The organism is Dyadobacter fanqingshengii (genome assembly GCF_023822005.2).
In the GTDB taxonomy this organism is placed as follows: Bacteria; Bacteroidota; Bacteroidia; order Cytophagales; family Spirosomataceae; genus Dyadobacter; species Dyadobacter fanqingshengii.
The window spans coordinates 2522548-2537406 of record NZ_CP098806.1; the positions used below are offsets into that span (position 1 = coordinate 2522548).

General features: G+C 47.5%; 13 protein-coding genes. 9 read left to right on the top strand and 4 right to left on the bottom strand.

Annotated elements, in window-relative coordinates:
- Positions 1 to 18: 18 nt before the first annotated feature.
- From NFI81_RS10515 to NFI81_RS10530, 4 genes are read right to left on the bottom strand one after another with little or no spacing between them, the layout of a single operon-like run.
- Complete coding sequence (locus NFI81_RS10515; protein ID WP_234612482.1) at positions 19 to 1059, bottom strand: PP2C family protein-serine/threonine phosphatase; 1041 nt, start codon at positions 1057 to 1059, stop codon at positions 19 to 21.
- Positions 1060 to 1100: 41 nt separating this feature from the next.
- A complete protein-coding gene (locus NFI81_RS10520; RefSeq protein ID WP_234612481.1) occupies positions 1101 to 1778 on the bottom strand; it encodes an FHA domain-containing protein in 678 nt (225 codons plus the stop codon).
- A 24-nt stretch (positions 1779 to 1802) separates the two neighbouring features.
- Entirely contained in the window at positions 1803 to 3194 is a 1392-nt protein-coding gene (locus NFI81_RS10525) for a superantigen-like protein SSL4 (RefSeq protein WP_234612480.1), read from the bottom strand.
- Between the two features lie 17 nt (positions 3195 to 3211).
- Positions 3212 to 3946: an FHA domain-containing protein gene (locus NFI81_RS10530; RefSeq protein ID WP_234612479.1), complete on the bottom strand. Its 735-nt coding sequence runs from the start codon at positions 3944 to 3946 to the stop codon at positions 3212 to 3214.
- A gap of 142 nt (positions 3947 to 4088) precedes the next feature.
- Here NFI81_RS10530 and NFI81_RS10535 point away from each other — a divergent pair, with 142 nt between their 5' ends.
- From NFI81_RS10535 to NFI81_RS10575, 9 genes are all read left to right on the top strand, one after another.
- Entirely contained in the window at positions 4089 to 6587 is a 2499-nt protein-coding gene (locus NFI81_RS10535) for an ATP-dependent Clp protease ATP-binding subunit (protein ID WP_234612478.1), read from the top strand.
- A gap of 78 nt (positions 6588 to 6665) precedes the next feature.
- On the top strand, positions 6666 to 7124 hold the full coding sequence (locus tag NFI81_RS10540) for a type VI secretion system contractile sheath small subunit (protein WP_082213002.1): 459 nt from the start codon (positions 6666 to 6668) through the stop codon (positions 7122 to 7124).
- Positions 7125 to 7170: 46 nt separating this feature from the next.
- The gene (locus NFI81_RS10545; protein WP_234612477.1) at positions 7171 to 8547 is read left to right on the top strand and encodes a DUF5458 family protein; all 1377 of its coding nucleotides are present in this window, start codon (positions 7171 to 7173) and stop codon (positions 8545 to 8547) included.
- 45 nt (positions 8548 to 8592) lie between these two features.
- Positions 8593 to 8985 carry a type VI secretion system tube protein TssD gene (gene tssD / locus NFI81_RS10550; RefSeq protein WP_234612476.1) on the top strand — a complete coding sequence of 131 codons (393 nt, stop codon included), beginning with the start codon at positions 8593 to 8595 and terminating at the stop codon, positions 8983 to 8985.
- A 32-nt stretch (positions 8986 to 9017) separates the two neighbouring features.
- Positions 9018 to 9785: a hypothetical protein gene (locus NFI81_RS10555; protein WP_234612474.1), complete on the top strand. Its 768-nt coding sequence runs from the start codon at positions 9018 to 9020 to the stop codon at positions 9783 to 9785.
- A gap of 24 nt (positions 9786 to 9809) precedes the next feature.
- The gene (locus NFI81_RS10560; protein ID WP_234612473.1) at positions 9810 to 11618 is read left to right on the top strand and encodes a type VI secretion system Vgr family protein; all 1809 of its coding nucleotides are present in this window, start codon (positions 9810 to 9812) and stop codon (positions 11616 to 11618) included.
- Positions 11619 to 11622: 4 nt separating this feature from the next.
- On the top strand, positions 11623 to 12057 hold the full coding sequence (locus NFI81_RS10565; protein WP_234612472.1) for a GPW/gp25 family protein: 435 nt from the start codon (positions 11623 to 11625) through the stop codon (positions 12055 to 12057).
- 25 nt (positions 12058 to 12082) lie between these two features.
- On the top strand, positions 12083 to 13900 hold the full coding sequence (locus tag NFI81_RS10570; protein ID WP_234612471.1) for a hypothetical protein: 1818 nt from the start codon (positions 12083 to 12085) through the stop codon (positions 13898 to 13900).
- Complete coding sequence (locus NFI81_RS10575) at positions 13900 to 14847, top strand: hypothetical protein (protein WP_234612470.1); 948 nt, start codon at positions 13900 to 13902, stop codon at positions 14845 to 14847. The genes NFI81_RS10570 and NFI81_RS10575 overlap by 1 nt, the downstream gene beginning before the upstream one ends.
- Positions 14848 to 14859: the final 12 nt, after the last annotated feature.

The following is a 14859-nucleotide window of genomic DNA, read 5'->3' on the forward strand; positions in this document are numbered from 1 at the left end:
TTCACTTCTTATTCGAGCTTAATCTGCAATCTCCGGCTCAGCAACCGCCCGGCCGGGAATTTCTACCTGCACAGTGTCACGTCCATTTACATTGACTTTTGATTCAAAAAGTGCTTTTTCCGCTTGTTTCTCTGATCTGACAAAATGAAATATCAGTCCACTACAAAAAATAACCGCAAATGTGATCAGGCCAAATAATACTCCGCGGGGTTTGTTTGCGGCTTGCTGCGGAACAACCGGCTCAGGAATCACTGCATTCACCACCTTTTCATTCACCTTCTCTTCCTCAGCTTTTTGCTGCTCCACTGACTCTATTTTTATGAGATAGGCCGAAAAGTTATCATTGGTTTTATGCGCACATTCATTTTTTATTGCTTCCAGTATTTCAATCGGCTCAGGATGGTTGTCGGGGTTATCGCGTAAATGATATTCCAAAAGGTCATCGTAAAGCTGTTCAAGCACGCCATCGGAACACAGGAAAAAAAAGTCCCCTGCCTGAATGTCCGTGATCTGCATATAGTCTGTCTCGTCCGAACGGGAAGCCGTAATTACTTTTGTAATCACATTCCGCTGCGGATGCTGCGTGGCCTGCTCCTCTGTGATCACCCCACTTTCCACCAGCTCATTCACCCATTTATGATCTTTCGTTTGAAAAATGACCTTCCCATTTCGGATCTGGTAAATTCTGCTGTCACCCAGATGCGCCAGTATTGCACCCGTATTATCAAAATATAGCAATGTCAGGGTAGTGGCCATTCCCACTGTATCGGGGTCATTTTTTTCTGTTTTAATAAATGCGTCTCTTGCCGAATCAACCGCTTTTTGAACAAATGTCTTCGAAGCTTCTGATTCACCAATCCCGGAAAAACAGTCGCTGATATGCTTACAAGCCAGAAAGCTTGCCACCTCGCCCTTATGCTCACCCCCAACACCATCACAAACCAAAAAAAGCCGGTCCGAAACTGTGGCGGTTCCGGGAATGGGATAAATGCTATCCTCATTGTTGGAGCGTCCGCCTATTTCGTTAAAACCGGCTGGCTGGTGAATCGATATTTTCATTCCGAAAAAGGCTTTAAAAATCCTGGCATATCTGGGTGCTTTTACTTAATGATCACGGTCGGCGCATAGTCCATATCCTGCACGATCCGGGATGCGTCCTGGGCGCTGGCGACGGTAATCAGTGTTTTTATTACCACTTTGGTCTTTCCCATTTGAATGGTGTCCCCATCTTTGAGATACACCATATCTTTTGGACGCAACGGAGCGGGCTGCGAATTCACGAATGTTCCGTTCGTACTCATTTGCTCCGGGATACCATTGGTCATTTTAACGTCCGACAGAAAAAATTCGTAACTGCCAGTCCTGCTTGGCTTTACTTCCAGAATACAATGGTTGCGACCCATGTAAGGATCGTCCGTCTCAATCATAATGTCGCACGGGCGGCTTACGCTTTTCCTGCCGATAACCTGTTTGCCAATTCGCAAGGGATGTGTTTGCTGGTCCACATTTTCGTCATGGACTACCAGCCAGCCCAATTCCGGCGCACTGGCCGCCTGCCTGCTTGCCACTGGCCTCGGCGGCTGGGACATGGAAGGCGGTGGCGGCACGGCCATTTGTTGCGATGGTGCAGCCGGAGCGGGCATTGGCTGCCGTGCAGGCGGCGGCTGTGCCCCGGCGATCACGGGATTAGGATAACCGCAGTTGGTACATTTGACAATGGGTATAGCGGTGCTGGCTACGGATAGCACGGCGCCGCACTTTCTGCATGCTATTTCCATTTTATTGCCATGTTAAACATTTACTCAGGTATTTTGATACTCGTCCGACTCGTCCGGGGAATTTTTAAAATAAGAATCAAAATCGTCGGTAACCTCATCGTCTTCATTCATCGACAATGCTTCATCATCCGGCAGATCCGGTGTATGAAGCTCTTCCTGGCCTGACGCTTCCGAAAACAACTGGTATTCCGGTGGGCCAACGGTCATTTCCTCCATCGGGGCGGTTTCCTGGAAGTTGATCGTTCCGCTCTCCGAATCGTAAACATAACCTGTCTCGATCTGCCCGTCGTTATCGTGATCCAGACCAACAATCGGGCCCCTATCGTCCGTTAAATAAGTAATTGCATCAACTGTATTGTCATTATTGCTATCCAGGCTTACAACATAGCTATCCCCATATTCTACAATAGAGACGGGCAATGACTCAGACGAATGCCCACTTGTAGACTGATTGAAAAAACCCATATCAGGCCCGACAGGAACAATTTCAAGCTGTGCGATCTCCGCGGCGCTCATTGAAATCGGATCGATTACCGAGGCATAAGTCCTTCCGCTGGAAGCCTCATAATCATACCGCGTATCCAGCAGCCCATCGCCGTCGGTATCCATGAGTACCATAGGAGACTGGCCATTGATACGCGCCATCAGGATTTCTGCCTGTCCGTCTTCGTCTTTATCGATTCCTGTCCAAGTAACTGCTCCCCTTTCCGCCACGATCACATTCTGTTGCTCGGCAACCGGCTCAGCCACTTGCACCACATTTTCCACGTGCGGATCAATGATTGGCTGGGCGCCGTCAAGCCATAATGCTTTCTTGTCCTCCGCAACGGATTCCCACTCTTTGTCGGTGAATGTGCTGTAATAAGTGTCCCGCCAGGCGAAAAGTCCGGCCGGCCCCACTTCCTTTCTGGCAGCATTGAACGCATCAATAAAAGTTTGCTCGTCTTTCGGCGTAGTCGCAACTTCGGGTGTTTCCGGAATGTCGATCAGGGCATGAAGGCCGTCTGGTTTGGAATGCTCGCGGGCTGGTTCATGTGGCCTGGAAGGCGGTCTTGGTGTTGGCGGCGTGTGATGTGCGGGCTCCGGGGCTGCTGGTTTTACAACCGGCTCCGGCGAATCAAGATCCAGTTTTGGTGCATTCAGATTTGCTACGGACGGAATAACTGACGGAGCATCTACATCTTCTTCTGACAAACTCGTGATGACAATGGCTCCCAGGCCTATCGCCAATGCGCCGCCCGCTGCCAGGGTAATTTTTTCCTCTTTTGTCAAAGGCCGAAGCACGGGTTTCTTGATGCTGAAAGCCGGCTTTTGAAAATTTAAGGACGGTTTGGGAATGGAGGCCACAGGCGGAACCGGGTTAGCTGCCAGGTTTTTCGCCCAGATCTGGGTTTTTTCAAAATCTAGATTGTTCATAAGATATCCGTATGATATTAAGGAATCAGGGGCTTTTTGCATGCCCTGCAATTCTTTGTTTTTTCAAGCAGCTCAAATGGTTGCTGAATAAATGTGTGACAATGCGGACACACGTAATTGATCTTGTACCAGTCGTCAAGCCCTGTATATGTCTTTTTTTCCTTGCTCAATTTCTTCGAACTGATCAACGCACTCACCGCAAATCCGAGCGAAATGACGCCACCAGCGTAACCGAATATCTTATAATCCGGCGGCAGCGCCTGGGCAAGCGAACCAATCACCGCGCCCATTGGAAAACCCAAACCCTGAATCCTGGAATTGATGGATTCCTGCGCCTGTATTTCTGCGATCCGGTTTCGCTTTTCCCGGAAGTCGTCACTTACTTTTTTCAGGTTCCAGGCAATCTCGCGTATTTCTTCCTGTTCTGCGGAAGGCTCTTCGGGTTCAGGGACTTTGGCTGTTTGCATCACCGGCACTACCGGAGGCAATGGTCGTGGGTCCAGTATAAGCTCCCAAGACAGCATTGTTTGCCCCAGCTTAATCTGGTTCGCAGGTGTAATTTCCTTTCTGTACACCCGCATTCCATCGACAAAAGTCCCGTTTGCAGACCCTAGATCCTGAATCTCCCACGTATTCGTGACGGGCGTCACTAATGTAAGCGAAGCGTGTGTGCCGCTTACATCGTGCGTGTTCAGGACAATGGTGTTACCTGGTTTACGGCCAATCGTAATTCGCTTTGCAGATGGATTCATGAAGTTCAAAAGCCGGTTTCAAGACCAATGCAAGTAGCAAAAAGTGGTAATGCTAAAAAATACGTCAAATGACGTATTTCGCCCGCCCTTTATCTTTAATAACATTGCATCGGTAATTTATTACACCTTTAAGCGGGTCTTCATGCTGACTTCAAATCTCACCGACGAATTGATACGTGCATTGCAGGTTGCCCAGGCAACTGCCAGGGAATACCGGCATGCGACATTCTCACCGTCGCATTTACTGATCGGTCTTCTACATAATGACGTAGGGATAGGCAGCACACTTGTGGCTTGGGGAACAGACATTCAGTTTATTCGTGACTGGGCCGAATACAAGATCGAAAAATACCCGAAATCGGCGCGGGCAGTTGAAGAACCGGCTGGCGACGAAAAGGTCATGAAAACGATGGAAGTCGCGGATGTGATACGGCTCAAACTGGGCGAACAGGAAGTTTCTCCTTTTGCCGTACTGATCGCGCTCACCCGTCCCGAGGTTGCTTTTAACAAAAATGAACTGAAAGCATTTCCCCTCAGCGAATCTTTCCTGCTGACCAAGACGCTGGAAGAAGTTCAGTCCATGGACTCCGGCAACAATGGAACAACCTTGCCAAACGGATCTGCATCGGCGGCCACCATTGCACCGCCAGCAAATCCGCAGGCCAAAGCAATAGCGAAATTTTGTATTGACAAGATCGCTATGGCAAAAGCTGGCAAACTCGATCCGATCGTAGGCCGCGAAAAAGAAACCCGCATGATGGTGGAGACATTAGGGAGAAGAACAAAACCCAATGTGATCATTGTTGGCGAACCGGGTGTGGGCAAAACGGCATTGGTGGAAGGATTGACCCATCTGATAATCAATGGTAATGTCCCCGCGCATTTGCTGAATTCGCAGCTTTTCCAGCTGGATATGGGATCATTGATTGCGGGCGCTTCCTACAAAGGCGAAGTGGAAGACCGTTTGAAAAATATTATTGCAGAAATAAAACAATACGAAAGGGCATTGCTCTTTATTGATGAGATACATGTTTTGATGGATCCACAGGGCGGCGTTCCGGGACTAGCAAACCTCCTTAAACCAGAACTCGCAAGAGGCGAATTGACGGTAATTGGTGCCACAACGCTGGACGAATACCGCAAATACATGGAACGAGACGAAGCTTTCAGCAGACGTTTCGAAATTGTAAAAGTTGACGAGCCGGACGATGTGCGCGCCCGCAGAATGATCGAAAAGGTTGTGCCCCAATTTGAAAAACATCATGGCTTAAATCTCGATACAGATGCTGTAAAAGAAGCAGTGATGTTATCAAGGCGATACATTAAAGACCGCCGGCTGCCCGATGCAGCATTGGACCTGATCGACCGCACTATGGCCGCGCGCAAACTGATGACGGAAACCACCCCAGGCGAAATTGACTATCTGAACCAGGAATTTGCAAGGCTGAAAGACGAATACACAGAAGCCGAACCCGCTTTATTCCTGGAAGAGCTGCGGTGGTTTGAGCAGCAATTGCACGATCGGCTGAGTCCTGTTTTGCTCGGACAGATTGAGGAACTTAATGATATCAAGAACATTGAAGAGCCCCAGACAGCCATTGAATTACTAACGTTACTGCTCGAAAAAGTAGCTTTCCAGGGACAGCAGCATAAAGAACTGGTTGACAAAACGGATATTGCCGCCGTAGTGGCTTACAAGACGGGAATCCCGCTGGGCAAGATTCAGGTGAATGAGCAAGAGAAACTCATACAGCTGGAAGACCATTTGAGAAAACGGGTTGTGGGGCAGGACACGGCTATTGAGATCATTTCCAATGCGATCAGACAGAGTCGTTCAGGGGTTGGCGAAACAGGAAAACCTGCCTCATTCTTTTTGCTGGGACCAACGGGAACGGGAAAAACTGAGCTGGCAAAAGCGGTTTCTGAATTGCTTTTTAATGATGAAAAAGCGCTGATCCGCTTTGATATGTCCGAGTATGCGGAGGAGCATACGGTTTCGCTGCTGAAAGGCTCGCCTCCGGGATATGTTGGTTATGAGGAAGGTGGTTTGCTCGTTACACGCATCCGGCAACAGCCTTTTGCCGTTTTGCTTTTCGACGAAGTTGAAAAAGCGCATCCAAAAGTTTACGACATCTTCCTGCAAATTCTGGACGAAGGACGGTTACACGACACATTGGACCGGGAAGGCGACTTCACAAATGCGATCCTGCTGTTCACTTCCAACATTGGTTCTCAGTTTATAGTAAAGGAATTCAACGAAGGACGCGTGCCCTCACAGACTGACCTGATTCAGAATATGGAAGGCTATTTCCGTCCCGAATTCCTTGGGCGGCTTACGGGTCTGACACCTTTCCGCCCGATCACGGAAGACACTATTCGCAAGATTTTCAATTTCCAATTGCGGCCATTGCGCAAGAGCCTCGACAAGCTGGGCATTACATTGAGCATTACCGAAGAAGCTGAAAAGGCGTTGGCACTGGAAGGTTACAACCCGCAGTTCGGGGCGCGGCCGGTCAGGGCGGTGATCAGCAACCGGCTGCGGCAACCGCTTTCCCAAATGATCATCTCAGGAGAGATAGGAAAAGGAAGCGAGGTGAAGCTGAGCCTTGGAGAAGCGGATGCTTATTTGTGGGAGCATTAGTTTTATTACGTATAATAATGCACGTTATTTCAGTTTGATTTAAAATTTTTACCCATAAAATTTAAAATACGAAAGCTTATGGCTGGCCAATTTGACTTCATTCGCCCGGGCGGAAACGTGGATCCCGATGCTAACAAAGGTTATGAAAAAATAGAGGCCCTGCCTCCTTCAAGGACATTGTATGTCTCGGCTTTTAACAGTAATCCTGAAAAGGAAAAGGTTACCGGGTTGGAAACCATGGAGGCCGTCTTCGAACATTTCAAGCCCGAAGTAGAAGCTGAATTCGAGGACGAGAACGGTGCGCCGGTTTTTGAAACCATGTCTTTTACCAAGATGAAAGATTTCTCTCCGGAGGGAATGTTGGAGCAAAGTCCGTTTTTGAAGGAGCTTTCGGGAAAAGAATATAATTACGACCGTTTTTACAAAAACCTGAAAAACAACCGCCAATTACAAAAAGCATTGAGCGACCCCGCTACGCGCGCTACCTATCTGAGCGCATTGCAGACGTTGATCGGCGAGCTGAAGGAAAGCTTGTAATCCCTGTTATCTATTTCAAAAACCTTTTTTAACCAGTCATACAGACATGGCAAAACAACAGGAAGAAACCCAACCATTAGGATCGGAAGCTGCATTTAAGGAGCCGTCGGCAGCACAAACGGCCTCTCAGCAGCTTTCACTGAATGATAGTCTGGAACTGCTGAAATCGTTGGGCGGATTCAAATTCATTGAAACCACCGTAGAGGGAGTGCGGGATCTTAACCCCCAGAAGGCAGGTGCCAAAGCCAATTATCTCTCCGATGAAGATACAGAGCAGGAACGAAAAGATCTGCTGCAACGCCTCGAACTGTGGGCTGAGCTGATCAGCGAAAGTGCCTCCGTGGATGAAATGCAGTCCAAAGCGCGGGCAGGACAAGAACTGAATGAGGCATTACTTAAAAAAAATCAATCCTCCATCCTGGAAGCGTCCCGGGATCTCGAAGTTGCCTATCAGGGACTTTCCACATTCATGCTCAATACGGAGCAACGTTCTATTCCGAAGCTCACGTTGGTGAATGCTTCCATGGACCAGGTGGCGGACATTAAGGATGGCGAAGTGTTGCAAACCATTGACGAAGAGCTGCATAATAACTATCAGGTGTACGACCTGAGCGATAACTACTCGCTCATGGTAATCCCTGGCTATATGGGCAAAAACACCGTAATCGATTCATTTGCGCGGGTTGCCAGCAAGCATAAAGTGATGATGATCACCGATTATGAGGATTTTGTAGACGTAAAAGAGGCTATTTCTTCATTTGAAAAAAATAAACTTTCCGACGCCAGCAATCATAAGGCTAACTTACTGATGGCCTGCAACTGGCTTGTGGGAAGAAAAGCATATAACGATTTGGGAGAAGAAGAAGCATTGCACATTCCGCCCTCAACGGCGCTTGCGGGAAGAATGCACTCGGTACTCATGTCGCAGCCGGTGGCGGGTGCAACATACGGAATGCTGATGGGCGCAGAAGGCACGCGTTTCAACATTGACCGCAACCAGGCCGGGGATATGAACCGCATGGGGCTGATTCCAATGCTGTCGGCTTACGGGAAAGTGCAGGCGTTTTCGGACAGGACCATGTTCAACGGCGATAACGTTGGATTGCAAACCTATTCGGTTGTCCGTGTTTTTGACTGGATTAATAAGGTGCTGGTTGACTTCCTGGATCGTTATGCATTTCAAAACTGGACCTACGATACAGACGATAACCTCCGGAAGCAAATCTCTAAGTTCCTGAACAGCATTACCGGATCGAAAAAGCTGATCAAGGATTACACGGTCAAAGACATCCGCCGTGATCCGAACGACATTAAAAACATTATCCTCGACATTTCCATTACCCCGCATTTCTCAGCCAGGAGCTTTTTGGTAAGCCTTTCCGGCATGGACGGAGGCGATGAGTGGAATACCGAGATCAAGTAATTATTCAATTTGTAACTATTTTCTACCTTAAAATTCTTTTCAACCATGGCTTTCGAAGCAACAGTATCCATTGACGGCGGTTCGCCACGCAAACTCCATCATTGCTCTTATTCAGTATCGCAAAGTGCTGATTATGTTACCGGAAAAACCACTTCCGAGGTTTTCGCAGGAAATGTTTCCCTGGTTGTAGAAGGTGTTAAAGAATCTGAATTCTGGAAACTGGCAATCCACCCGACCAAACGCAGCAAAGGGAAAGTGGTTTTCAAAGATCCTTCCGATATCGACAAAGATTTCAAAACCGTAGAATTCGAAGACGGCGCAGTTGTAGGTTACAGCGAATCCATGGACGCCGGAACAACCGGCACAATGACCGAGAACATTACGATTTCATGTAAAAAGCTGACCGTTGATGGTGTGGCTTTTGAGAAGAAGTGGTAAGATCAATGAAGCGTATATTTTGAAATGAATACATGGCGAACTCCAACCTCAAAATGCGGGAAAGGGATATTGAGATCTTTAAGGGTGCGGCTGTTCATGCGGCATCCTGGATCTTCTTACGCCAGACTAACATTAACTCGTTGAAGTTTGTAGGACGGGCTGATTGTATCCCGAAACCGCTGAATTGTAAGTTTAAGACTGCAAACAGGGACAGCCGGTCCTATGGAACAGCCGGACTGGTCGTTAGTTTTGAAATGCATCCCAATGCTTTTGAAAAACCTGAGAAAGCAAAAAAAGAGTGGATGAAATATGCAGCCAAATACAATCTGAACCTGCGACAAAATCCGCTTCATAAGCCTAATTCGGGTTATGGCCTTGACTTGGACGAGCGATCTGAAAGACATGGGTGTGTTACGCTGGACGGCAAATATCTGTACGGAGATTATGACCTTTTTGACATTATCAGAACAGGCGATGAATCGCGTAATCTCGGCTTGCTTGGTGAACAAAATGGCGATAACACGGTCACAGGCATTAACTATTATAAAGTGCGTGACTATGTCAATCAAAGGATTGGCATCGATATGATCCAGCATCCCGGCGCCGCGCTTTTTGACAGAACGTTTGAAGATGTTTATGCTTTTTCTCCAACCGGAGTATTTGAAGAGTGGTCGGCCAGGAAAACCGAAGAAGAGTATGGGAAATGGGGACGTCAGCTCATAGATGCGTTCAGGCAAAAACCCATCGTGAAACCGCCGGAAGTTGATCCCCGCGGCCCTTCATTGAAATTGGTAAAATAATCTATTCCAGAAAACAACATGTCAATGATAAACCGGATAGATGTAAACCTTGGCGGGCTGACCCTGAAAAAGTTTAGCTTTTTGAGCTTGTTACAACCTTTTGATTCCCAGCACAGTTTAGAGATCCACGTTACTTTCGAGGATATCAACGACTTGTTGGGCAAAAGCATTGACAGCCAGGTAAGCCTGAAAGAATTAACCCAAAAATGGGCCGGTGAAAAAGTGACAGCGACGATTATGCAGGGCGAGGCGGACATTTCCAACAATTTGAAAGAAAAAACCAAGCACACGTTCATAGGGATCGTCAAAGGCGTTCAAATTCAGATGAATGATGCCGTTGACAACACATTGGTCATTTATGGCGTTTGCCCAACCGTTTTGTTTAAGACGGGAAGCAACACGCGCGCATTCTCAGAAAAATCGCTGGCAGACATTGTGGAGGAGATTGTAAATCCTTTTAAGGGTTTGCTGAAAGCCAAAATCTCACCGGAATTTCGCGAAACAATTCCCTATATCACGCAATATCAGGAAGACAACTATCAATTCTTGCAACGCCTGGCCGAAACTTACGGTGAATGGTTTTATTATGACGGAGAGGAACTGCTGTTTGGAAAATCAACTCGCAGTAAAACGAATGTTGCAAATCTAGAATACCGCGTGAACCTTACGCAAATGGAGTATGAATTGAAACTAACTCCACTCACATTCAAAGGGCAGTATTATAGCTATTTAAAGGACGAAAAATTTCAGGTTTCATCGAAAAATGAGCATGTAGACTTGCAGGATTTCGCGCAGCTCGCGCTATCCAAGTCTGAGAGCATGTTCAGCGAAGAGGTCTTAAACATCGAGCTTTCCGGCCATGATAACGAATCAACGATCGGAAAATCTGTCAAGAACAATAAGAGCAAATCGTCCAACGGCCTTGCAATCCTCAAAGGTTCGTCGACCAGCCTGGAAATCAGCATAGGAAGCCCGATCAAGGTTAAAGACGACGTCAAAGAAAATGGCAAGGTCATCCGCACCGACGATTATGGCTCATTCATCATTACAAACATCAGACATTATGTAGATTCCCGCGGTTTCTATCAAAACAGTTTTGAAGCCATTCCGCAGGACATTGATTATCCTCCCGTGGCTTACCAGGTTTTCCAACCCAAGGCAGAATCCCAGCCAGCCAAAGTGATTGACACCAATGATCCGGATCAAATGGGCCGGGTGAAAGTGCAATTTTACTGGCAAAAAGATAGCGATTCGACGCCCTGGGCGAGGGTTGCCAACCTGATGAGTGGCGACGAGCGGGGCATTTATTTTGTCCCTGAAATTGATGAAGTGGTTTTTGTCGATTTTGAATTTGGCAACCCTGATCTGCCTTTCGTGCGCGGATCGATGTTTACGGGCACATCACTGCCGGGCAGTAACCTTTTCGAAAAGGACAATATGATCAAAGGGATCATTACCAAAGGCGGTAACCATATTATTATAGATGATTCGAATGGTAAAGAGGCGATCCGGATTTACAATAAGGATAACAAGAATGAGGTGATCCTGACCCTGGACGGCGAGCCGGTGATCAGTGTAAAAAGTGATGGGAAAATCAAGCTGGAAGCCAAAGAAATTGAAATGAAGGCAGATAAGATCAGTATGAATGCGAAGCAAGACTGGATGGTTGAAACCAACAAAGGCAGCATTGAAGCCAAGGCCAAAATGCAGATCGGAGGCGCCACCGTGAATGTGGAAGGCAAGTCGCAAACCAGCATTAAAGGCAACGCACAACTCGCCCTCGAAGGCGGCGCGCAGGCAAGTCTGAAAGCAGCCATGGTAATGATCAACTAAAACAATGGCTAAGCATCATCGCATTCCGGTTGACTTTGGCGCGCTGCTCAAAAAAAAGCCTTTGCCGCAGGTAACAATTAAGGCATCGGCGCGCGAATACATTTACCTCCTGCTGCTGACCCAGCGCGGTGAATGGCGATATGACAACGGATTCCAGTGCTTGCTGTGGGAAAAAGATTTTGAACAAACAGACAACCTGAATATCTGGCTGGACCAGGTCAGGGACGATATCAGGCTTTCTGTTCATAAATATGAGACGCGTCTAAAAATCCACGATGTGGATGTGCAAAGGGATGAATTACAGGAATTAAGCAGGGAAAATAAGGTCACCCGAATCAGAAATCGTCTCAATATAAGAGTCAGAGGAACTGTGATCCAGTCCGGTGAAAACTTTGACGAAACATTCTTGATGTTCTTCGGGCCCATCACCGTGGTCTGAATTGCATAAGTCGAAATCCAACATTATGCCGAATTTAGAAACCAAAGAGTCCATAAAAAGCCGCTTGCATAAGGAAGCTGCCCGGCAATGGGGCGTGGATGAAATTGACCTGAAAAATGGTTCGTTCGACCCGCTGGTGGATCTGCTATTTGGTGCGTTTGCAACTGAAACCGAGAAGATCTGGCAGGAAATTGAATCTTCGCAATCCCATACCGTGAAGCGTATGGCGGAGGCAGTGCTGCCCGAAACGATTACAGGCATAATTCCCGCACACTCCGTATTATTGATAAAAACCAATTCCGGGCCCATCGAAATTACCCCTTCGGACCAGTTCACAACCCAGGGAAATAATCAGATTACCATGAGCCCGGCCGGATCTTTCCGGCTTTCGGGCGCAACTGTTCGCTTCATCGTAACCGGTTCGCGGATTGATAAGGTCAGCGCCACTTTTCAGAGAGAAACTGCATTCCGGATCCCCGGCAAACCCATCGAGCAGCAGATCTGCTGGGTTGCCATCGAAACACCGGAAAAAGAAGTGCCCGACCAAATGACATTGTTTTTCAATTGGAGCGCGATCGCTGATCAATCCAAAAACCTTCCCTACATTCCGCTAATTAAGTTCTCAAACAGCGCTCCTGGCACATTTACCGATCCCATTCAGCATTATGAATCACAGGATCGCATTGTGCCCATGGAGAATGCTGAAAACAAAAGAGATTTTTTCAAACCCATTGAAGAAAGCGTGAGGGAATCATACAACGCGCACTTCATGACCGTTACCAAACTTAAAGCCGGATCGGAGCTGGAAAATTATCCCAAAGAATGGTCCGCAATGATGCCGGAAGCCAATGCAAAAACACTCTTTCCCGATAAATTGCTCTGGATAAAAATGCGGTGCCCGGCTTCGATAACACCCGTTGCGCTGGACAAAATGGAGGTGTTTACAAACTGCGTTCCGGTCCTGAACCGCAAGCTGGTCCATCAACGGGGCAGATTGCAGCCGCTTTTCAATGTATATGGACTGAAAGACGATGATGGCTTTATGGCAATTGAAAAAGTCGTGAATGGAGATGGGGAAACACTTTTGTCAACTGAAAAAAATAAGTTTGCCAGTGGGCAAAATGTATATGCACTGCGCAACCGCGGCGTTGCCCGTTTCGATAAGCGCGATGCTTTTCAAAGCCTGAACGATGTTACCGCAAAAATGCGCGACGACCTGGCTGCATTTAATGCGCTCGATATTTCCATTGTCTCCAACCATCTGGATAAGATCAATCAGAGCGTGAGCAAGTTGAAGGAACACCTGGATACATTTGATTTCGCATTGCCCCAGGTTTACATCCTGGTAAAAACCCGGTCAGCAGGAACGATACTCGATGTGTATTTCTGGACTTCCGAAGGTGAAAAAGCAAATGGCCTCCGCGCACTAACAAAACTGAATGCTGCCCCTACAAACCAGTTCAAGGCCGAAGCATCATTTTTAATGCTTCCCACCAATGGCGGCCGGGCTCCGATGGACGATGTTCAAATGCAACAGGCACTCAAAGAAACATTGCTCACGCGCGGACGAGCCGTCACCATCGAGGATTACCGCACAATTGCACAAAATTATTTAGGCGATTCTGCATTAAAAGTTGAGGTAAAAAAAGGACTGGGCATAGGTGAAGGGCAAAAGGAAGGCCTTCGCTTCGCACTGGATGTTTTGATATTCCCCAATATCGAAGATCAGAACGATGAATACTGGATGAGGCAGGCCAGGTTGGTAAAAAACAGCCTGCAACAAAAGTCGGTCGGGATGATGCCCTTATATGTTTCTGTTCACGGATTTAACTGGAAAATGTGATGGAAATATACCAGGTTGCCGAAACGCTGCTCGCATTGAAGACCGACTTACGGGCGGAAACTGTGGCGCGTGAAATCGCCGAAGCAGCAATCCATTCACCTGAAAACATTCTTTTAACCCCCGTCGGAGCCTTTAACCGCTCTGGATCGAGGGACGTTACAGCCGTAACAGAAGAAAACCGGGACACTGATTTTCAGATTACTTATTCCAAAGTGCGCATGGCACGGGAGGGAATTTCGGATATGCTGCCGCCGGGGATGATATTCCAGCCCACGATCAGCCGGAGCGAACGTTCCACCGAAGTTGTGCTGGAAGACATTGATTACTACGAAACAGGCATTAATCAGGCCAGAACGTTCTTCTCGCCGTTTGATATAGAATTCGGGAGGCAGCGGGTGGCGCTGGAAATGCATGAGCATCATTCCGTTGTGAATCCATTTGCCCATTACCACGATACGCTTTTCGATTATTTATGGCCTGATCTGGACCTGGAACTGTCCCCGGAGCAGAAGGAAGCAATTTTGGAATTGACCATTCACGCACATCTGATCGTCGGCAATATGCCGGCTTGCCAGGTTTATTTTGAAAAAGTGCTGGGACAAAAAGTCGTTTTCGAAACAGATCAACAGAAATCAAACCAGAGCATTGGAATTGATTTCCTGCAACCGCTAGGCAAAGGCACATTAGGGGTGGATTGGATCCTGCATGGAAAATATCAAGATCCGGATCATATCAACATCAGGATCGGCCCGGTGGCAGACAATGAGCTTTATCATTTCAGGAGCCACGAGCCGCTCGGAAAACATTACCGCACTCTGACATTCCTGTGCGGATTGTTGCTGCCGGCCGAAATTACCTGGGACATGTTACTGATCGCTGAAAGAGGCTTTTTCACCATTAATAAAACCAGGGAAACAGGTGTCCTCGGCTATTCTACAATTTTGTGATTTTTCGCACCT